Source organism: Streptomyces sp. NPDC048473, assembly GCF_043200155.1.
Taxonomy (GTDB): Bacteria; Actinomycetota; Actinomycetes; order Streptomycetales; family Streptomycetaceae; genus Streptomyces.
Map to the genome: position 1 here is coordinate 12,644 of NZ_JBICXE010000004.1, position 19,512 is coordinate 32,155.

The 19,512-nt window shown below is 69.2% G+C and carries 17 protein-coding genes and 1 pseudogene; 13 read left to right on the forward strand and 5 right to left on the reverse strand.

Annotated features, from left to right (window positions below; translation table 11 throughout):
* The first annotated feature begins 11 nt into the window (after positions 1-11).
* Both ACGFU7_RS08475 and ACGFU7_RS08480 read left to right on the forward strand, forming a co-directional pair.
* On the forward strand, positions 12-3,011 hold the full coding sequence (locus ACGFU7_RS08475) for an ATP-binding protein (RefSeq protein WP_393693618.1): 3,000 nt from the start codon (positions 12-14) through the stop codon (positions 3,009-3,011).
* A gap of 59 nt (positions 3,012-3,070) precedes the next feature.
* A complete protein-coding gene (locus ACGFU7_RS08480) occupies positions 3,071-4,309 on the forward strand; it encodes an FAD-dependent monooxygenase (RefSeq protein WP_393693619.1) in 1,239 nt (412 codons plus the stop codon).
* A gap of 179 nt (positions 4,310-4,488) precedes the next feature.
* Here ACGFU7_RS08480 and ACGFU7_RS08485 read toward each other — a convergent pair.
* Together ACGFU7_RS08485 and ACGFU7_RS08490 are read right to left on the reverse strand one after the other, a co-directional pair.
* Positions 4,489-4,572 (reverse strand): annotated as a pseudogene (locus ACGFU7_RS08485) (VOC family protein); the annotation flags it as partial.
* Between the two features lie 234 nt (positions 4,573-4,806).
* Positions 4,807-5,337: a MarR family winged helix-turn-helix transcriptional regulator gene (locus ACGFU7_RS08490; protein ID WP_393693621.1), complete on the reverse strand. Its 531-nt coding sequence runs from the start codon at positions 5,335-5,337 to the stop codon at positions 4,807-4,809.
* A gap of 91 nt (positions 5,338-5,428) precedes the next feature.
* On the opposite strand from ACGFU7_RS08490, the gene ACGFU7_RS08495 reads away from it, so the two are divergent.
* The 4 genes from ACGFU7_RS08495 (at position 5,429) to ACGFU7_RS08510 (ending at position 8,393) form a co-directional block, all read left to right on the forward strand.
* Positions 5,429-6,022, forward strand: a complete 594-nt coding sequence (locus tag ACGFU7_RS08495; RefSeq protein ID WP_393693622.1) for a malonic semialdehyde reductase — start codon at positions 5,429-5,431, stop codon at positions 6,020-6,022.
* Between the two features lie 135 nt (positions 6,023-6,157).
* On the forward strand, positions 6,158-7,399 hold the full coding sequence (locus ACGFU7_RS08500; protein ID WP_393693624.1) for an MFS transporter: 1,242 nt from the start codon (positions 6,158-6,160) through the stop codon (positions 7,397-7,399).
* Between the two features lie 77 nt (positions 7,400-7,476).
* Entirely contained in the window at positions 7,477-7,998 is a 522-nt protein-coding gene (locus ACGFU7_RS08505) for a cupin domain-containing protein (protein ID WP_393693626.1), read from the forward strand.
* Positions 7,995-8,393 (forward strand): VOC family protein, encoded by a 399-nt coding sequence (locus tag ACGFU7_RS08510; protein WP_393693628.1) that lies wholly within the window; start codon positions 7,995-7,997, stop codon positions 8,391-8,393. The genes ACGFU7_RS08505 and ACGFU7_RS08510 overlap by 4 nt, the downstream gene beginning before the upstream one ends.
* A 523-nt stretch (positions 8,394-8,916) precedes the next feature.
* On the opposite strand, the gene ACGFU7_RS08515 is transcribed toward ACGFU7_RS08510, so the two are convergent.
* Entirely contained in the window at positions 8,917-9,264 is a 348-nt protein-coding gene (locus ACGFU7_RS08515; RefSeq protein WP_393693630.1) for a hypothetical protein, read from the reverse strand.
* 10 nt (positions 9,265-9,274) lie between these two features.
* Positions 9,275-9,472, reverse strand: coding sequence for a hypothetical protein (locus ACGFU7_RS08520; protein ID WP_393693631.1), 198 nt, complete (start codon positions 9,470-9,472; stop codon positions 9,275-9,277).
* 1,404 nt (positions 9,473-10,876) lie between these two features.
* Here ACGFU7_RS08520 and folE point away from each other — a divergent pair.
* From folE to ACGFU7_RS08555, 7 genes are all read left to right on the forward strand, one after another.
* Positions 10,877-11,410, forward strand: a complete 534-nt coding sequence (folE, locus tag ACGFU7_RS08525; protein WP_030932776.1) for a GTP cyclohydrolase I — start codon at positions 10,877-10,879, stop codon at positions 11,408-11,410.
* A 119-nt stretch (positions 11,411-11,529) separates the two neighbouring features.
* Positions 11,530-12,834, forward strand: coding sequence for a CynX/NimT family MFS transporter (locus ACGFU7_RS08530; protein ID WP_393693633.1), 1,305 nt, complete (start codon positions 11,530-11,532; stop codon positions 12,832-12,834).
* 63 nt (positions 12,835-12,897) lie between these two features.
* The gene (locus tag ACGFU7_RS08535) at positions 12,898-13,566 is read left to right on the forward strand and encodes an NUDIX hydrolase (protein ID WP_393693635.1); all 669 of its coding nucleotides are present in this window, start codon (positions 12,898-12,900) and stop codon (positions 13,564-13,566) included.
* A gap of 27 nt (positions 13,567-13,593) precedes the next feature.
* On the forward strand, positions 13,594-13,920 hold the full coding sequence (locus ACGFU7_RS08540; RefSeq protein WP_393693637.1) for a hypothetical protein: 327 nt from the start codon (positions 13,594-13,596) through the stop codon (positions 13,918-13,920).
* Between the two features lie 676 nt (positions 13,921-14,596).
* Positions 14,597-14,938 (forward strand): PadR family transcriptional regulator, encoded by a 342-nt coding sequence (locus ACGFU7_RS08545; protein WP_393693639.1) that lies wholly within the window; start codon positions 14,597-14,599, stop codon positions 14,936-14,938.
* The gene (locus tag ACGFU7_RS08550; protein WP_393693640.1) at positions 14,935-15,894 is read left to right on the forward strand and encodes a hypothetical protein; all 960 of its coding nucleotides are present in this window, start codon (positions 14,935-14,937) and stop codon (positions 15,892-15,894) included. Before ACGFU7_RS08545 ends, ACGFU7_RS08550 begins: the two co-directional genes overlap by 4 nt.
* 97 nt (positions 15,895-15,991) lie before the next feature.
* Positions 15,992-16,903: a phosphatase PAP2 family protein gene (locus ACGFU7_RS08555; protein ID WP_393693642.1), complete on the forward strand. Its 912-nt coding sequence runs from the start codon at positions 15,992-15,994 to the stop codon at positions 16,901-16,903.
* 182 nt (positions 16,904-17,085) lie between these two features.
* Here ACGFU7_RS08555 and ACGFU7_RS08560 read toward each other — a convergent pair whose 3' ends face one another.
* Positions 17,086-19,497, reverse strand: coding sequence for a PA14 domain-containing protein (locus tag ACGFU7_RS08560; RefSeq protein ID WP_393693644.1), 2,412 nt, complete (start codon positions 19,495-19,497; stop codon positions 17,086-17,088).
* Positions 19,498-19,512 lie beyond the last annotated feature (15 nt).

Consider the following 19,512-nt stretch of genomic DNA (forward strand, 5'->3'; position numbering starts at 1 on the left):
TAATCGCCGGAATGCGGTTCGGAATCCTCGGAGAGACTCGGGCGTGGCACGACGACGGCACCGAGGTGCCGTTGGGCGGCCCCGCACGGCGGGCCCTGCTGGCGCTGCTCCTGGTCCGCCCCGGCGCGGTCGTGTCGGCGGAGCGCCTCGCCGAGGAGATCGAGCCGGGCGGCACGGTGTCCGCGCACGCGGTGCAGTCCCAGGTCTCGCGGCTGCGTGCGGTGCTGCCCGCCGGGGCCACGATCGAACGGGGCGGCGCCGGTTACCGGATACTGCTCGAAGCGGGCGCCGCCAGAGACGCCGGGGACGCTGAAGGTGGCGGAGAAGCCGTAGGCGGCCGAGGTGCTGGGGACGGCGAACTGGCCGTGGACGCCGTCCGGTTCGAACGGCTGGCCGACGAGGGGCGTGCGGCCCTACGAGACGGCGACACGGTACGGGCGGCCTCGGTGCTGCGGCAGGCGCTCGGCCTGTGGCGGGGGACCGCACTGGCCGGGCTCCCCGACAGCGAGTCGGCCCGCTTGGCCGCGGCGCGTCTGGAGGAGCTCCGGCTCGCAGCCGTGGCGGACCGGATCGAGGCCGAGCTGCGCTCCGGCGAGCCCCGTGCCGTCGTGCCGGAGCTGCGCGAGCTGGTCGGCGCGCATCCTCTGAGCGAACGGCTGGCCGCCCTGCTGATCCGCGCCCTGTTCGCCCAGGGCTGCCAGGCCGAGGCGCTGGTGGTCTACGAGGAGACCCGACGCCACCTGGCCGACGAACTCGGCGCCGACCCCTCGATTGAACTGAGCGCGCTGCACCGCGAGTTGCTGAACGCGGGCACCGCGCCCACGCCTGCCGCACCGCCATCACCCCTCACCTCCTTCGTCGGCCGCGGCACGGAGACCTCCGAGGTCGCCACCCTGTTGCGGACGGCCCGCCTGGTGTGTCTCACCGGCCCCGGTGGCGTCGGCAAGACCCGGCTCTCGGCCGAGGTCGCGCGCGGGGCCGCGGCCGCCGGCGACGACGTGTGCTTCGTGGAACTGGCCGCGCTGCGCGACGGATCCGACGCGGCACGGATGCTGCTGAGCGCGCTCGGGCTGCGCGAGAACGGCCTCCAGATGGCGGGCGAGCCACAGACACCGCTCGACCGCCTGATCACAGCCCTGTCGGACCGCCCGCTGCTGATCGTCCTGGACAACTGCGAGCACGTTGTGGACGAGGCCGCCGCCCTGGCGGCGCGGCTGCTGACGGCCTGTCCGCGGCTGCGGATCCTGGCCACCAGCCGGGAGCCGCTCGGAGTCATCGGCGAGCACGTGTGGCAGGTCCGCCCGCTGGACGAGGACGCGGCCGTACGGCTCTTCGAGGACCGGGCCCGTGCCGTACGCCGGGGGCCCGCGCCCGACCCCGGTGCCGTGCGGCGGATCTGCGCCGCCCTCGACAGACTGCCGCTGGCGATCGAACTCGTGGCGGCACGGCTGCGCACCCTGGAGTTCGCCGAACTGGCCGGGCGACTGGACGACCTGCTCGCCGTCACAGCCTGCGGCAGCCGCGGCGCCGACGCGCGGCACCGCACGCTGCGTTCCGTGGTCGCCTGGAGCTGGGAGCTGCTCTCGGAGGACGAACAGCGCGCGGCGCGCCGCTTCGCCGTCTTCGCGGGCGGCGCGACCGCGCGGTCCGCGCGCGAGGTGTGCGGCATGGACGGCGACACCCTGGAGTCGCTGGTCGACAAGTCGATACTGGAGGCCGTCGGCGGCGGGCGCCATCGCATGCTGGAGACGGTCCGCGCGTACGCCGCCGAGCGCCTGCACGAGTCCGGAGAGGAAAAGCGGATCGGACGGCTGCACGCCGCACACGTCCTGGACCTCCTCGGCAACGCGGGTCAACACCTCCTGCGGGCGTCCCAGTTGGAATGGCTGCCACGCGCGGCGGCCGAGGACGGCAATCTCGCCGCGGCGCTCCGCCGGGCGCTCGGCGCGCACGACCACGGCACCGCCCTGCGCCTGCTCGCCTCGGCCGCGACGTCCCTGTGGATCCGCGGCGTGTCCGCCACGGCCGCCGCGCACGCGGCGGCCCTGCTCGAAGCGGTGGGGGAGGAGTTCGGGGAAAGGGCTGCCGACGCGTCCCCGGACGCGTGGGGCGAGGAGTACGCGGTGTGCGTACTCCTCGCCGCCGCCACCTCCGCCGGACAGCCGGCCTGGCGCCGCCACCGCGCGGCGGCACAGCGGGCGTTGGAGGTCGCGTGGCCCGGCGACCGGGCCGGCCGCTACCCGGCCGCCCTGCTGCTCTGGATGATGCGGAACGCCGGAGAGGCCGACCCCGGGGCGGCATTCACGCTCGTGGCGGCCCAGCACACGTGCCCCGACCCGTGGGGGCGGGCCGCCGCCGCGTACGTGTCCGGGTACGGGCCGCTGAGCGACGGCGACACCGAGCGCGCCGCGCACGACTTCCGTACCGCCGCCGACGGCTTCGGCGCCCTCGGCGACCGCTGGGGCTCGGCACTTGCCCTGGACGCCCTCGCCGGTCTCGCCGGGGCACGCGGAGACCGTGCGGAGGCGGTGGCGCTGACCGACCGCGCCCTCGCCCTCACCGGCGAGTTGGGCGCCCTTGAGGACTCCGCCGACCTCCTGGTCAACCGGGGCGACCAGCACGTCGGCCGCGACCCGGGCCTGGCGCGTGCCGACTACACCGAAGCCGCCGCCCTCGCCCGCGCCGGCGGTAGTTCCGCCGGCCTCGGGGCGGCGCTGCGCGGGCTCGGCGACATCGCGCTCCTCGACGGCGACCTGGACGAGGCGCGACGACTCTTCACCGAGGCGCTCGAACGGATCGACCCGCACTGGGTCAAGAGCCTGGGCAACCGGGTGTGCGCCCTGGCCGGCCTCGGCCGGGTCGCCGAGGCCCGCGGCGACCACGCCGCGGCCCGCGACCACTACCGCCAGGCCGCCGCATCCGTTTCCGGCCTTGGCCCTCGCCTCCCGGACACGCTCCGCCTGATGGGCCTGCAGGAAGCCGCCGCCGAGGCGGTCATGCGCGCGGGGTGAGCGGGGTCGGTGAGCGGTGTGTGAGCGCCCGGTGAGCGCACCCGGACAAGCTCTTCCCCGTGACGAACACGCGGAAGACCACGAAGCAGTTCACCAGCACCAGCACCCACACCGGAAAGCTCTCGGTCCTCATCTCCGGCGCCTCCGTCGCCGGCCCGGCGCTCGCCCACTGGCTCCACCGCCACGGCTTCGAGGCGACGATCGTGGAACGCGCCCCCGCGCTGCGCGACGGCGGCTACGCCGTCGACTTCCGCGGCCACGCGCACCTGTCGGTGCTGCGCCGCATGGGCATCCTGGACACCGTCCAGCGCGCTCGTACGGGCATGGGCTCCATGTCGTACGTCAACACCACGGGCAAGTCCGTCGCGAAGCTGCCCGCCGACCTGTTCGCCGGGGACGTCGAGATCCTCCGCGGTGACCTGGCACGCATCCTGTACGACGAGACGAGCCCGTACACCGAGTACCTCTTCGGCGATTCCATCGCCTCGCTCACCGAGGACGCAAACGGTGTCGCAGTCACCTTCGAGCGCCACGCTCCCCGCCGCTTCGACCTGGTGATCGGTGCCGACGGACTGCATTCCACCACCCGCCGGCTGGCCTTCGGACCGGAGGAGGACTTCGTCAAGCACCTCGGTGTCTACTGCGCCATCTTCACCACCGCCAACCACCTGGGACTCGACCGCACCGGCCACGCCTACCGCACCGCGAACCGGATGGTGGCGATGTACAGCGCCCGCGACAACACCGAGGCCAAGGCCGTGTTCTACTTCGGCTCCCCGGCCCTGGACCTGGACCGCCACGACGTGACCCGCCAACAATCCCTTCTGGCTGAGCAGTTCGCCGCAACCGGCTGGCAGAGCGACCGGCTGCTGCACGGCATGCGTCACGCGCCCGACTTCTACTTCGACTCCGTCAGCCAGGTGCGCATGGACCGCTGGTCGCGCGGCCGGGTCGCGCTGCTCGGTGACGCCGCGTACTGCCCGTCCTCGCTGTCCGGCATGGGCTCGGGTCTCGCCCTGGTCGGCGCCTACGTCCTCGCCGGCGAACTCGCCGCCGCCCGCGGTGATTACACGGTCGCCTTCGCCCGCTACGAGCGCGAGATGCGGGCGTACGCGGAAGGCTGCCAGAAGATGGGCGACGGTGTCGCCGGCCTCATGGTCCCCAGCAGCCGCTTCGCTGCCACGGCCCTCAACCGCTACTACAAGGTCATGCCCTACCTACCCGGCAAGAACATGGCGGCCAAGATCGCCCGCCGGGCCGCCGAGAACATCACCCTGCGCGACTACCCGTCGGCGTGACTCGCACGCCGACGTCCCCGCACTCAGCCACTCGCTCCATCCGACCAGGCCCGACCGAGGTCCTTCCCGCGCCACGACGCGCCGCACGGCGGACCCGCGGGACGCGGGAGTTCTCCCGCCTGCTGGTTGTACCAGGGGCCGCGTCCCGCCGTGCGGGGCGCGGCCCTCGATGTCCGCGACTACGACGGCCAGCCGCCATAGGGCACGGTGATGAGTTCCATGGCGTGGCCTGCCGGGTCCATGAAGTAGACGCCGCGACCACGGCCACGGCCACCCCGGCACGGCGGCGAGTTGGCCGTCGGACAGCCGGACATCTGGGCACCCCGGACACCGGGACCGTCACCGACACGCGCCTCCACGGGAGTGGCCGCCCGAAACCGCCTGCGCAGAGTGCGCTCCCTCGGCTGAAGGCGAGCTCGGGCGGGGTCGTCGGCATGGGTCATGCGCCTGAGGGTGCGACGGCCTGTCACCTCCGGCTCGCGACTGTCGAATGGTCCTCACTTGACGGTGGTGTCCCCCAGGGTCTCCAGCACCTGCCGGAGGCCCTCGGCGGTCCTCTCGACCAGGTCGCGGTCCACATCGGCGAGCAGCCGTGCGTAGTTCGCCAGATGGTCGGCGAAGGCGGCCCGGGTGACCTCGTGTCCGCGTTCGGTGAGGCGGATCTTGATGGTGCGCCGGTCGTCGCCTTCGCGCACCCGCTCGACCAGGCCCTTGGCCTCCATCCTGTCGATGCGGTTGGTGATCGCGCCGGAGGTCACCATGGACGCCTTGAGGAAGGATCCGGCGGTGAGGGCGTAGGGCGGCCCTGAGCGCTGCAGTGTGGTGAGTACGTCGAACTCGCCGTGCTCCACTCCGTGCGCGGCGGCCGTGGCCTTGGCGGACTTGTCGACCACCCGGGCCAGCCGCTGGATCCGCCCGAAGAGCTCCACCGGCCAGAGATCCTCCACCACGTCGGGGCGCTCCTTGGCCCACTGACCGATGATCGCGTCCACGGCATCACTCATCGCCACATTCCTCTCAATGGACATCTTCTCAACGTTAAGAGACTTGACGTTGAAGGAGTCGAGCTGTTTTTATCTCAACGTTGAGATTATCAAGGCTGAACGACAGGAGCACTCGATGTCCTCGCTCACCCTCCATCCCGCCGCCCAGGACCTCCTCTTCCGTGAGGCCCGTACCGCCCACACCTTCACCAGCGAGCCGGTGACCGAGGAGCAGGTCCAGGCGATCTACGACCTGGTGAAGTACGCCCCCACCGCCTACAACCAGTCGCCGCTACGGATCGCCCTGGTCCGCTCGGCCGAGGCCCGCGAGCGGCTCGCGCAGCACATGGACGAGGGCAATCGGCCGAAGACCTCGGCCGCGCCGCTGGTCGCGATCCTCGCCGCCGACAACGAGTTCCACGAGGAACTCCCCGCGCTGCTCCCGCACTTTCCGCAGGCCAAGGACGTCGTCTTCGCCGACCGCCCGGTCCGCGAGGAGTCCGCCCTGCTCAACGCGACGCTCCAGGCGGCGTACTTCATCCTCGGCGTGCGCGCGGCGGGGCTGGCCGCGGGGCCGATGACCGGGTTCGACTTCCCGGGTGTCCAGAAGGAGTTCCTGGACGACGACCACACGCCGCTGATGGTCGTGAACATCGGCCGCCCCGGCGCGGACGCCTGGCACGCGCGCTCACCGCGGCTCGCCTACGACGAGGTCGTCACCACGGTCTGAGCGACCTGCTCCACCGAGCCTCCCTGGCTGCTCGGACCACCGGAGCCTCAGACCGTCGGAGCCTCGGACTGTCCCGACCGCCTCGGCGCATTCACGAACCGTCCACGCCCACCGCCTCACCTTCCGGAGCCCGCCATGCCGCTGCTCGACCGAGCCCACCCCCGCCCCACCGCGCAGACACCGGCCCCCGCTGCCGCGCGGGAATCGCGCCATGTCCCCACCGCATGGCTGGCGTTGCTGGCCACGCCGCTCGCCGCGAGCGCCAACAGCCCGGTCCTGATCCTCCCCGACATGGCCGACTCGCTCGGCATCCGTGCGGCCACGGCGACCTGGCTCGTCACGGCGTTCGCCTGGGCCATCGCCGTCGGCACCCCGCTGATGGCGGGCCTGCAGCGTCGCCGCGGACTGGGCAGCACGCTCCGGCTGAGCGCGGCCCTGATCGTGGTCGGCACCGCGGTCGTCGCCGTGGCGCCTTGGCTGCCGCTGGCCATGACGGGCCGGGCAGCCCAGGCGATGGGCGGCGCGGGCCTGGTCACAGCGGCGATGAGCCTGGCGGGCTCGGTCCGCAGGATGGGCGTGATCACAGCAGGCTTCGGGACGCTGGGCGCGGTCGGGCCGCTGCTCGGCTCGACGATCGCGAGCACGGCCTCCTGGCGAGCGTCCCTCGCCGTCGGGGCGGTCGCACTCCTCGCCCTGCCGGCCGTCATGCGCCACGCCGACCTGTCCGCACCGCAGCAGAGCTCCCCCTTCGACGGCCGGGGCGCCGCCCTGCTGGCCCTGATGGCGACGGCCCTGGTACTCATCCCGCGCTACCCGCTCCCCGCTGTGACCGCCTCGTTGGTGATGGCCGCGCTGCTGGCCCTGCACATCCGGTCCAACCCCACAGGCTTCGTCCCGGCATCGCTGCTGCACACCAGGGCGTTCGTTCTCTCCGCGGCGCTCGCCTGCACCTTCGCGACCTCGTACTTCACGCTGCTCTTCACCGTCCCGCAGCTGCTGCGGGACCGTACCGGCTGGTCGACCTCCACGATCGGCACCGGCCAGTTGGTCGCCCTCCTCGCAGGCTCGGTGCTCTCCATGGTGCTGGCCGCCGCCTCGGCCCGGATGAGCCGCCCGCGGGTCCTGACGATCCTGCTCACGGCCGGAGCCCTGGCTCCGCTCACCGCAGTACTGACCCCCTGGGCGCCACTGCTCCTGCTGGTCGCGACGCTGGCCGTCTTCACGACGAGTGCGGGCCAGGCGACTCTCGCGGTGTTCGCCACCCAGGCCGCGCCGACCGCCCAGCGCCCCACGGCGATCGGCCTGTTCAACCTCTGCTACCAGCTCGGCGGCGCCTTCGGCCCAGCGATCGCGGCCCTGATCACCATGGGCGACTGAATCACCCTGCCCCGGTCTCCGGCGCGACGCCGGAGACGACCTGTACGACGACCATTCACAATCCTAGGATCATGATCATGAACAAGGAGACACCCACCATGTCCGCGTCCAAGACTCCGCCGGCGGCTCTACTGACCCGCCACGCAGATGCCGAGACCTGTGCCGACCCGAGCAGTGTGATGACTCTTCTGGCCGACTCGGACGGCACGGCAGGCGGCATCACGAGCTACCGATCCACCTTCGCCGAGGGCGCGACAGGGGCGCCGGCCCACTTCCACACCAGGGCAACGGAACTGTTCTTCGTGATCAGCGGAGCTCTGCAGGTTCTGGTGGACGAGGAAGTCACCGTCCTCAAGGAAGGCGACTTCCTCGCGGTGCCTCCCCACACCCCGCACGCCTTCGCGGCTGCCCCGGGCTGTGAAGCGGATGTCCTCTTCATCTTCACCCCCGGCATGGGCAGGTTCGACTACCTGCGCCTGCTCGGCCGGGTGATGCGCGGCGAAGCGGACCCGAAGGAGATCGCCGAGTCCTCGGAGCGTTTTGACAACCACTACGTCGACAGCGCTGTCTGGCGCGCGGCGCTGGAGCGTTCCGCGTGATCGACTCCACGACCCCGATCCGGGTGGCCCGGCCCTCGCGGGACCTCGCCGCCGCAGAACGCTTCTACAGGGACGGCCTGGGTCTGACCGTCCTGTGGCAGACGACCGAGCGTGTGCCGGGCGAGCACGACCTGCTGATGCTCGGCCCTACCGGCGGCACCTGGCATTTCGAGCTCACGCATGACCCAGACCACCCACTGGAGCCGACCCCGACGGTGGACGACCTGTTCGTGGTCTACCTCGGCAAGCCGGTGGACGAAGCCCTGATCGACCGCCTCGCGGCGGCCGGCGGTACCCGGGTCCCGGGACACAACCCTTACTGGGACGAGCATGGAGTGACGATCGCCGACCCGGACGGCTACCGCCTCGTACTGTGCTCACGCACCTGGGCATGACAAGCGTCCGACATCTCATGAGCGGAGCCACAGCGAGGCCGGCGGGAACCGGGCGCGATGCCGCTGATCCTTGACGCTATGGAGCACTCTCATGGACCGAATCAAGTCGAAGGAGCGAGGAGCCACGGAAATGGGTGGTGCCTGATCCGTGAGGCACACAGGCACCTGGCGCCAGGGTTTCCTCGCTCAGGACAGGCGCCGTACTTCGACCGGCCCTTTTCCGGGCCATTTTCGCAGGTCAACGACCATACTCACCCCCAAGTACCGAGTGATTCCCAAGCTCAGAGCGCGAGTTCGATTCTCGTCACCCGCTCCATGACGAAGGCCCTGGTCAGAGACCAGGGCCTTGTTTGTTGTCTAGACCTCTTTTATGGCGCGCGCCATAGGAGTCCTCCCGACCTGCATCAACGGCAAATTTCGGCGCCCGCGGGGCGGGCGCTCCACCCTCTGGTCCCATATTCCGAGATCGAACCCAAGTGGCACCCGTCACATGCACGGTGCGGGCCATCTGTGCCCTGCGCGATCAACGCCGCGCGGCCCGTGGGGCGGGTGGACCGGGGGGACGCGGCACCAGCGGTCGAACGGTCGCGCCACCACTTCCCGAGGCTGCGGACGATTGCCGGCGGCGTACATCGAGATCGATGTCGGCGGCGAGCCTTCGCTGATGTTCCTCGGTGGAGTGCTGGTAGATCAGTTGCGCCCGTTCGGAGGACTGGCCGGCTCGAACCATGAGGTCCTTGAGCTTGGCCCCAGTGTCGGCCGCGAGCGTGTTGCCCGTGTGCCGAAGGTCGTAGAAGCGGAAGCCTTCGGGCAGCCCAACCTTGTCCCGGGCCCTGCGCCACTTACGGCCGAAGGTGGTGCCGCGCAGCACCGCCCCCCTCTCATCCCCGAAGACCAGCCCCGTCCGGCCCCGGCTGGAGGAACCACTGCACGTGCTGCCGGACGCCCTCGTACAGGAAGGACGGCAGCACGATCTCCCGTCTGCCCGCACGCGACTCGGGAGCGCCGACCACGCGCTGCCTGGTGTTGAGCTCCGGCGCGGCACGGCGGACCCAGAGCGCGCCGGAGTCGAGGTCCACGTCCCGCCGCGGAGCTCGGCGAGCTCCTCGGGCCGCATCGAGGCGAAGGCGCGACCGCCCGCCGCCGAGATCTGAGATTCGCACGCCGCTGCCACTGGACCGACGTCATCACCGACGCCCTCGCACGACTCGAAGCACTCCCGGACCCCGGCTGACCAGCACGTTCCCGTCCCTGCAATCAGCATCATCCCGCCGGAGCCGTGGAATCCGGCACCCACCCGACGCGACAGCCGGGCCATCAGACTGACCACCACCAGTCCGAACACCCGAAACGGCCCGCCGAAGAAACCGACGGACCGTCACGAAAGATCGAGGCTATGGGGCAGAAAATCGGTCCTTGAACGCGACGAACTACGGGAAGAGCACACGCAAGGCAATCCATTTGGCCAGATCTACCGAGCAAGAAGGCAATTCCACCTAATCCCCGTCACCTCAGGCCGCGGGTTCGGCACAAGGAACAATCGCTTCCCAGTCCTTCACAGAGTCTCCCGTGAGAAGAAATTCACTCAGGTACATGTCCGTCTCATCGTGCACATCCTCTTCCTTTAGCCACAGGGATTCGCACTCCGGGCACATGAAGAAGATCTGGCCAGAATCCTTACGCTTGTAACATCGCACCCAACCCTGGCCGCAATGGACACACGCCACCTTCTCCATCAATTCCAACTCCTCGGAAAAGCAGTGATCACTTCGTGCGCGCACCCTGCTGGTTCACCGAGACAGCCAAAGCACGCCTGCTCCACGCTTCGTCGACCGTCTCAAGCACACCCTTGCTTCCCGTGTCGACCCCCGGGAACTTTCCGAGCCCAGGTTTGGGGACGGCTTGGGAGATGAGCGTCGTCGCGCTCAATGCGAGTCCGATGTGATGTTCAATGAGCCCGATCCACTCGGACGCCCCTGGGAGGAAATACGGTGGTACTCAGGTAATGAGGAAATCCGCGTCCCGAAGCCGGATATTCCCGAGATGCAACCTCCTAATCCAAGAAAGGGATGAACCATCAAATGACAGATGGCGAGGACCGTATGCGAGCCGCAGAAATCGTTGCGGCGAAATGGAAGACCATCAGCCCGCGAGTTCCCGGGGACTGAAGGGAGCTGCCGGGCTGGCTGAGCTCACGCATGGCGCGACGGGCAGAGTGAGCGGGGCGTGCTCCGGCGCTCAACAGGTGTTTTTTTCTTTGCCATTCGGGCGCCGGTTACCCGCCCCCACCTGGTTTAAGCATCGGGGAAACGTTCATTTTATCCGCGGCTTTGAATACGTAGGTATTAGCATATCACCCGCGCATTGGTCTGATCGGGCGTCAGCCAAGCGGGCGATGTTCTCAACGAATGCAACTGGGCGGATAGTGAAATGACTCCACCGGGTTTCAGAGCCCTTGGTGGAAGTGGGAATGGAGGCCGCAGGTGACCATTGAAGACTGGCTCAAAACCAATGTAACCACCGATACGAGGGCACTCGGTTGGTACAGCGGCCCGGAGTGCGAGGACCGCATCGTCCGGGCCTATCGCGAGCTGCTGAGCGGCTATGAGATCGACACCTCAAAGATCCTCAAGACCACCTGCCTGGTGAACGGCGAGCACACCGGCGTGGTGCGTGTCCAGGAGAACAACTTCTTCTCGATCTGCGCCCACCACTTCCTGCCGTTCTTCGGGAAGGTCAACATCTCCTACGTCCCCGGTGACCGCATTCTCGGACTCGGGAAATTCCCTCGCCTGGTCCAGGCGTTCAGCCGGCGCTTCCAGATCCAGGAGTACCTCGTCAAGGAGATCGCTGAAGAGATCATGTCCTCCGGCGGCGCAAAAGCCGTGCGAGTCACCTCCCGTAGCCGCCACCTCTGCATGTGCAGCCGCGGTCCGTCCGACCAGACCGTGATCACCGACACCTCATATGTGGCGGGCCATCAGGAGTTGATGGCCAAGTTCGGCCTGGACGACTGATCCGGACTCGCGTGGCGGGAGGTGCTCAAGGGATCGACCCTCCCGCCACGCGGCACCGGTCACCCGGCCCTGGACGACCGCCGTGCGGGACAACACGCCAGCCACCACAAGGAGAACCCGTGCGCGACAGGAAGAGAGGCAGCCACCGCTGCGTGTCGACGTCACCCTGGAAGTACGTTGTGGCGACATGGCTCGCCGGCGTGCTGGCGGCAGTCGGCCTGGGTGCCGTCTCGCCGGCGGGATCCGCCCTGCGTTCGTCACTGGGGTTGTCAGCCGGTGCGCTCGCCTGGGCCACATCGAGCATTACGGCCGTGAGCGCCGTCCTCGGCATCCCGGCGGGATGGTGGATCCTCCGCTTCGGCGCCCACCGGGCTCTGTCCTGGGGCCTGTTCGTCATGGCGGTTGCAACCGCTATCAGCGCGACCGCCGGATCCTGGGGTCTGCTGCTGGGGTCGCGTGTCGCGGAAGGAGTCGGCTACCTGCTGGTGTTCGTGGCGGGTCCGGTCGTAATCACCCGCATGACGCAGGGCGGCATCCGATCGGCGGCGCTCGCGTTGTGGGGCACGTGCGTTCCGATGGGCCTGGCCGTCACCGCGGCCCTGGGCGGAGTCCTCGCATCCCGGTGGACGTGGAACCGATGGTTGGCCCTCACAGCGCTCGGTCCATTGATCATGGCCGGGGTGCTCACCGTCGTCCTGCCTCGGCTGCCGAGGACACCCGTGCAGTACCCTCATCGCGCAGTCGGCACCTGGAATGGGGCACTGAGGCTCGGCGCGGCGTACGGAAGCCTGTCGCTGGTCGGCGTCGCTGTGGTGATGGTCCTCCCGCTCTTCCTCACCGAGCACCGAGAGGTAACGCCGACTGTGGCCGGTACCGTGGTGGCACTCGTCTGCCTGGGGAGTGCGATCGGGGGGCTTGCCGCCAGTTGGCTGCTGCGGCGCGGCTTGGCCCTCTCCTCGCTCGTCCCGCTGGGCGTACTGATGCCGGTGGCCTGCCTCCCCGCCTTCTCGGCCGAATTCCCACTCGCGGTCAGCGGCGGCGCCGCCACGCTTGTTCTCCTCGTCGACGGACTGTTGATCTCCGCAGTCTTCGCTGCCGTCCCCGCCTCGGTGAGTCGTGCTGAGCATGTCGATGTCGCCAATGGCATCCTCAACCAACTCGGCAGTGTGGGAATGCTGTTGGGACCACCGGTCTTCGGCCTGGCCATCGCTGCGGCGGGATGGGGCGCCGTCGCTGCCGCGACCTTCGTCTTCGGCGGACTTGGCACAGTCCTTCTACTGAAGGGCGCCCGTACGTCCGCGACCGGCACTGCAGACGGCGTGTCCCGGTCGCTCGACGCACCGGACGGTGTGGACGTGGGGGAGGGACCGGAGCCCTTGCGGAAGGCGCCGGATGTCAGCAAGCCCAACCGCAACAGAATCTGACCGAGCCACGGCTGTGGGGGTTCCCGAATGCTGACGGCGGCCTTCTCCTTGAAAGGGGGCAGGATGAAAATCGACTTCCTCCCGCTGCGGGACAACACCTGTGGCGAGTACTGCCTGTACTGCCACGCCGAGACCGTCGAATGGATCGTCGTGGACGGAAGGAAGCGGTGCAACTGCGGTTCGTGCGGCCGCGAGGCCGGAAGAGCCGTCGTCGTCGATCCCCGCATCTGCTGGTGGACCGATTCAGACGGCGAGTACTGGCATGAGAGCGCCGGCGTATTCGTACGTGACCCACGAGGGAGATTTCTCTTCTTCCAGAGAACTGCCTTTCCCTACCGTCTGACCGTACCCGCAGGCCATGTTGAACGCGGAGAGGACCCCAAGCGCGCGGCAGCGCGGGAGCTCTGGGAGGAAGTAGGAATCCGCGACGCGCACGGGGACCTCCGGCTCGTTGCGGACGAGCATCTCAACGGAGACGTGTGCAGAAGGGGCTCCGACGCCCATCGTTGGCACGCCTATCTGCTGGACGTCGACGACCACCGGGCAGCCGGAACTCAGGGGGAATTGACCGTGAACGAGGAAGGCGAGGATCCCCTCTGGCTCACTCTCGACCAGGCACTCTCCTCCCAGCCGACGTTCGCCGTGGAACACATCATCGATCGGTATTCCAACAGACTCCTGCACGCCGTCGGGCGCACTCCCGGGGAGGGGACTGTGAAGCGAACGGTGTAACTCCTGATCGACGTCATCCATGCGTACGTGCTCGCCCGCGTACTCGAACGCATCGAAGCCGAGCCGGATCTCGTGCATCGCTCGATTCTGGCCATACGCGAGGACACCGAACTGGAACCGGACATCGTCGCCGAGCTCGGCTTCCTCGAAACCGAGCCACGCATCGTCCGCCAGGTGAACAGGCTGAGCCGGGCGACGGTGGCGACAGTGGACGACATAGAGCCGGAGGCATACCGGCTGGCCATCCTCTACCTCATCCTTCGCATCTACGTCGGTGGCCCCTCGCTCCCCCTCGACAAACAGGTCCGAATCATCTGGCGCATCCCCGAGCCCGAGCCCAGGGCAGCCATGTGACCGACGTTATGAACGCGAGACGGGGTGCCTCTGCAGCCTCAGCGGTCTCCCAGCCGCTCCCACGGAGCAGAGGGAGATCACGCCCGGACCGTCGCGGTAGGCGTACGTGCCAGGCGGCGATGCCGCTGTCCGCACCGGCTGTGACCGTGCCACAACGTGCCAGTAGGGGCGGTAAAGAGCGGTCAACACAGATGCCGAGACGACACTCGGCTCAAGGAAGCATCAGCCTGTTCCCGCAGATCAGGTGGCATATTGATGCCCAAGCGCCGGGTGATTCCCAAGCGCAGAGCGCGAGTTCGATTCTCGTCACCCGCTCTCCCAAGAGGGCCCAGGTCAGCGACCTGGGCCCTCTTCCACTGGGGGAGCGACCCGCTCGGGTCGGGCCTCATCGAACGCTGCCTCGCCGGCTGCCCGCGGCCGGTCCGGGCGAACAGAGTCTGATCCACGGGCAGTTCAACGGAGAGGAGACGGGTCCGGCGGACACGGTGGGAATGACGTTCCGCTCGGCCCGGACCAGGTCGCGGTGAGCATCCGCCAATGCCGCGCGGGTGCGTCGAGGAGACCGCCGTCGCGCCCGCCGGTCGGGAGAGGGTGACGCTCGCTGCGGGCGCGGAGGCGCTGCCGTGATCACCCAGGGCTGGCAGATATATTTCGTAGCTCGATATATGCTCGACGCATGACAAGGCAGAACCCGTCCTTGACGGAACCGCAGTACTTCATCCTTGCTGCGCTCATGGACGGGCCGTTGCACGGTTACGGCATCATCAAGGCTGCCGAGCAGGCCACCGACGGGCGGCTCCGGATCGCTGTCGGCACTCTCTATGGCGCGCTGGAGCGTTTGGAGCGGGCCGGGCTGGTGGCCGCCGGCCATGAGGAGATCGTGGACGGGCGGGCGCGGCGCTACTACCGGCTCACGAAGGACGGCACCCAGGCGCTCGGCCGGGAGGCGCTGCGGATGCAACAGGCGGCGGCCATCGTCATCGGACGCTCGCGGGATGTCAAAGTGGCCCCGGCATGAACCGTCTGCTGCTTGCGGCCTACCCCAAGTCCTGCCGTTCCCGGCAGGGTGAGGAGTTGCTGGCCTGTCTGGCCGAGGCGTATCCCGGCCGTTCCTGGCCCCCGCCGCGGGAGGTTGTGGCCTTGGCGCGCGCCGGGGTGCAGGCCCGCGCCCGTGCCGTCGTCGACGACACGGCCCGGCCGTGGTGGCTGGACGGCATCCATCTGACCGCTCTCGTCCTCGCCGCGCTGGCGCTGGTGCCGTACCTGCAGGATGTCTGGCACTGGGGACTGCACATCGATCCCGGCCGGCATGCCATCGCCTTCCACTTCTCCGGCTGGTACCCGTGGGCGCAAGGTCCCGGCACGCGGACACGGCTCCTGCCCTACGGGCTGCTTCCGCTGGTCTGCCTGATCGCCCTGCTGCGCGGTAAGCCGTGGATCGCCCTGCCGGCCGCAGCAGCGATGATCTGCGTCGGTGCCACGTTCAACAGCAATACGTTCTTCGGCGACGAGGGCAAGGTGGGCCTGGGCTACTACGGGCTGGGCGCCCCGATAACGGCCCGTGACCTGGTGCTGTCGGGGGCACTGTGCACCGCGTGCGCCGTGCTGGCGGTCTGCCGTCCCAGCCAGCTGCGACGCCACTCGTACCGTTGGCTGGTGCCCGTCGTGCTCGCCATGTTCGTGGCCGGGTCCCTGCACATCATCTCCATCAGTCCGGCCTTTCAACGCGGCCTGTTCGCACTCGAAGTCGCCGCGCTGATCGCCGCGTGGGTGGCGACGGCCGCCACCGGAGATTACCGGTGGCTGATCCCCGTCGCGGCGTTCGCGTTCATCCGCACACAGGCGATCGTCATCCGGCCGAACTGGTTCATGCAGTCCCTGCCGGACCTGGTCGTGCTCCTCCTCCTGATCGCACCCCTCCCGGCTCTGGCGATCGCCGCCCAGCGCCAGCAGGGCCAGGCGCTCCTCGAATAGGAGCAGATCCCCGGTGGGCCGGCCGAGCCTGTCGGCCCATTGCGTGCCAGAGGAAGCACGTGACCGAACTGCTGCCGACGGACACAGAGAGAAAGCGATGACTCAGCAAGATCATTCGACCCTGTCCACGCACCCGGACACCCCCAACCAGGTCCCGGGAGCCACGGCCGAACGCAGCCCTTCGCGGACGATACGGCCACGGATCTCAGCTCTGCTGTGCCTCGCGGGGTTCCTGGCGGTCTACCTGATCGCCGTCTGCACCCCGTTCGGGCAACGGGCGGAAAATGCCCTGTTCAACAGTAGCGGCGCCAACCCGGCATGGATCTACAACTGGTCGGGGACGGCTTACAATTCGCCGGCCCTGCCGCCCCTGGACCAGACCGCCATGCCCACCCTGCTCGTGGGCATCGCGGTCATCGCGGCCGTCACCCTGGTCCGGAGGTGCTGGTGGCAAGGCGGCGCGGCGGCCGGAGTCGTCATGGCCACGCTCGGGAGCAAGGAACTCACCAGGATGATCCTGCCCCGCCCCGACCTGGTTGGTGCGCACGTCAGCCTCATCGAGCCGAGCTTCCCCAGTGGGCACGTGGCCATCCCCGCCGGGCTGGCCCTCGGCGCCGCCCTCGTCGCTTCCCCCCGCATCCGCCCCTACGTCACCGCGGCCGGCATGCTGTGGCTCGCCGTCACCGCCGGCGCCGTCCAGGCCACCTACCACCACCGACCCAGCGACGTGCTGGGCTCCACACTGCTGGCCTGCGCCTGCTACAGCCTCGCGTCCCGGTTGCTGCCACCGGCCGACGCACCAGGCGTCACGCGGCGCCCTCGTGCGCTGCCTGCGGTCGCCCTGGCACTGTCAGCGGCCGGCGCGCTCGTCGCCGGCGCGCGGGACGACTCCGTCACACAATCGCTGGTCTTCGCGGCAGCGGCCTTCCTGTGCGCGGCCCTGTTCTGGTTCACCACAGCGGAGGGGCCCGCACACACCGCACGCCGCACACGCCCCGCACTGGGGTGACCACCCGGCCGGCTCCGGGCGGGAAGACGCAAGGAAAAGAAAGCCAAGGCGAAAAGGCGCAAGATCCGCAAGATCCGCAAGAAGCGATAGGCACTGCGAGGGAACGTGCCCCGCTCACCGACGTGAGACATGAGGAGGGGACCGAAGAAACCTTCGGTCCCCTCCTCATGTCTCACGTCCGGTCAGAGCCAGGAGTCCCAGATGCCGTACGCCGCCGATCGGGTCACGGCCTCGGCGCCCGAGGCGTCCAGGCGTACGACGCGGTAGTAGTGCAGGCCGAGCCGGTCCTCGTGCACCGTGGTGTCCATGTAGAACGCGGCGTCACCCATCGTGCCCTCCGCCAGGGTGACGTAGGCGGCCGTGGCGGGGTCCCAGCGCTCCACACGGTAGCTCGCGAACCGGGAGCAGTCCCCGAGGCCGGAGCTGTCGGAGCAGCCGACGTAGAGCTCCGGGTACTGGTCCTGATGGACCTCGGTCTCCGTCCAGCCCGGCGGCCGGGTGTCGGGCAGGGTGACCGAGACCTCGGCGGGGTGGAGGACGTCGAGTGGCTCGTCGTCGTGCAGAAGCCGGCCGTCCGTGGCGGCCACCTTGTAGACGTGGGTGGCGCCGTCGGGGACTGTCGGGCAGAGGATCTCGGTCCTGGCCAGGGAGCTGCCGGTCCAGCAGTTCTCCTTCCAGACCGTCTCGCCGCTGTCCGGGTCAGTGATGCCCTGCCACACGTGGTAGCCGGTGACGTCGGCATCGGCGGGCGGCGTCCAGGTCAGCCGGACGCCGAGCGGGACGCGTTCCGCGGTCAGGTCCTGCACCGGGGCGGGACGCTCGGTGTCCGGGGTGGTCTCCGTGGCGGCCGGGCCCGGCTGAGAGACATGCCCGTACCGGTCGGTCGTCACGACTCGGTACTCGTACGTCGTCTCCGACTTGCCCTGGACGTCCCAGCAGGTGCCGTTGACCTGCTTGCGTGCGGACAAGGGGGCGTTGCCGTCCGCCCAGGTCCAGTACGTGTCCGGGGCCTCCAGCGGCTCGTCCCACGGGGTGAACGGCTTGCACTTGTCCACGATGCCGGTCTCGCCGGTCGCGGTGTCGGTGCGGACGATCTCGTACGTGGGAAGGGGCGTTTCGTCGACGGTCCACGGGTCGACGCTGCTCCACTCGACCATCACGCCCTCATCGAACCTGTGGGCGGTGGTCTTGAACGCGGGGATTGCTTCCGGCCGGTCGGCCATCTTCAGCGTGATTTCCACCGGCGCGGCGGCGTTGCCCTTGGCGTCCACCGAGCGCACCGCGTACCGGTAGCTGTCGGCGACCGCCGCCAGTTGGCGCGGCACCACGTCGGTCTGCGTGGTGGTGCTCTTCTCGGGCCGGGCGTCGCCGTAGCCGCCGGTCGCCGGGTCGTACTGGAGGACCTGGTACGAGGCGGCCCCGGTGACGGGCGACCACACCAGATGCGGAACGCCCGACCGGTACTCGACGCGGAGCTGCGCGACGGCGGCCGGCGGGGTCAGGTCGGGGGTGGTGAACGTCGTGGCGGCCGAGTACGCCGACCAGTTCCCAGCGGCGTCCCGGGCCCGGCCCCGGTAGGTGACCTTGCTGCCGTCGGCCGGATATCCGGTGTCGCAGATCGCGCCCTTGGCGCCGGAGTAGACGGTGCTCCAGCGGTTCGTGGTGGCGTCGAGCCGCTGCATCTCGTACCAGGCGATGTCGGCCGCGTTCTTCGCGGTGGTAACCAGCTGTGGGGCCGCGTAGGGCTGGTCGGGCGAGCACGCGTCCCATTCGACGAAGGGAGCGGCGGGCGGCGTCCTGTCGACGGTGGCGACGAGCTTGTCGGCGCTGCCGCCGGAGACATTGCCCGCCTTGTCGACGGCCCGCACCTCGTAGTAGTAGGCCGCACCGCTCTTCGGCAGAGTGCTGTCGGTGTACGACGTGGCGGTGGTCGTCGCGAGCGCCTTGCCGGAATACGACGTGCCCTTCAGACGCCGGTAGACCCGGTAGTTCGCGAGGTCCATCTCCCTGTTCCTGGACCAGGTGAGCTTGGCCGTGCCGGGGGCGGTGTTGTAGGAAACGGACGCGCCCGTCGGAGTGAGGGGCTTGACCTTGTCAACGTTGGCGGAGGTGCGCGGCGTGTAGGCGAACTTGACGTTCGCGGTGCCCGTCCAGTTGACGAAGTCGACGCGGAGCGTGTGCTTGCCCCTGGGGATCGTCACGTTGACCGTCTTCTTGGCGGTGGTGGAGACGTTCTTCCACAGGTTGATCTTGCGAACACCGTCGAGGTAGACCCGTATGCCGTCCTGGGCGGACGCCGTGAACGTGAAGGGGCCACCGGAGCCGAAGTCGCGCGTCACCGACCAGCGCACGCCGAAGTTGTTGGACGGTACCCCGGATGCGGGTGCGCCCGTGCCCCAGTTCTGGTTGATCGCGGAGTCGCAGTCCGTCCTCTTCGGCGTGCCCGAGAACGTCGTGTTCGCGAAGAACTGCCGCTTGAAGACGGGGGAAGTGCAGTTCACCACCGCGGAGGCGGGTACGGCGGTGGCGTAGAGCACTCCGCCTGCCGTGGCCAGAACCAAGGCGGTGGCGGTCGTGCGTCTGGCTGGGTTCATCAAGTCCTTCAGTCC

What these genes read in the sequence shown, in the direction of transcription:
- ACGFU7_RS08475 (WP_393693618.1), top strand. Translation starts at nt 12, where the DNA reads ATGCGGTTCGGAATCCTCGGAGAGACTCGGGCGTGGCACGACGACGGC.
- ACGFU7_RS08490 (WP_393693621.1), bottom strand. Translation starts at nt 5,337, where the DNA reads ATGTCCATTGAGAGGAATGTGGCGATGAGTGATGCCGTGGACGCGATC.
- ACGFU7_RS08495 (WP_393693622.1), top strand. Translation starts at nt 5,429, where the DNA reads ATGTCCTCGCTCACCCTCCATCCCGCCGCCCAGGACCTCCTCTTCCGT.
- ACGFU7_RS08500 (WP_393693624.1), top strand. Translation starts at nt 6,158, where the DNA reads ATGCCGCTGCTCGACCGAGCCCACCCCCGCCCCACCGCGCAGACACCG.
- ACGFU7_RS08505 (WP_393693626.1), top strand. Translation starts at nt 7,477, where the DNA reads ATGAACAAGGAGACACCCACCATGTCCGCGTCCAAGACTCCGCCGGCG.
- ACGFU7_RS08535 (WP_393693635.1), top strand. Translation starts at nt 12,898, where the DNA reads ATGAAAATCGACTTCCTCCCGCTGCGGGACAACACCTGTGGCGAGTAC.
- ACGFU7_RS08545 (WP_393693639.1), top strand. Translation starts at nt 14,597, where the DNA reads ATGACAAGGCAGAACCCGTCCTTGACGGAACCGCAGTACTTCATCCTT.
- ACGFU7_RS08550 (WP_393693640.1), top strand. Translation starts at nt 14,935, where the DNA reads ATGAACCGTCTGCTGCTTGCGGCCTACCCCAAGTCCTGCCGTTCCCGG.
- ACGFU7_RS08555 (WP_393693642.1), top strand. Translation starts at nt 15,992, where the DNA reads ATGACTCAGCAAGATCATTCGACCCTGTCCACGCACCCGGACACCCCC.
- ACGFU7_RS08560 (WP_393693644.1), bottom strand. Translation starts at nt 19,497, where the DNA reads ATGAACCCAGCCAGACGCACGACCGCCACCGCCTTGGTTCTGGCCACG.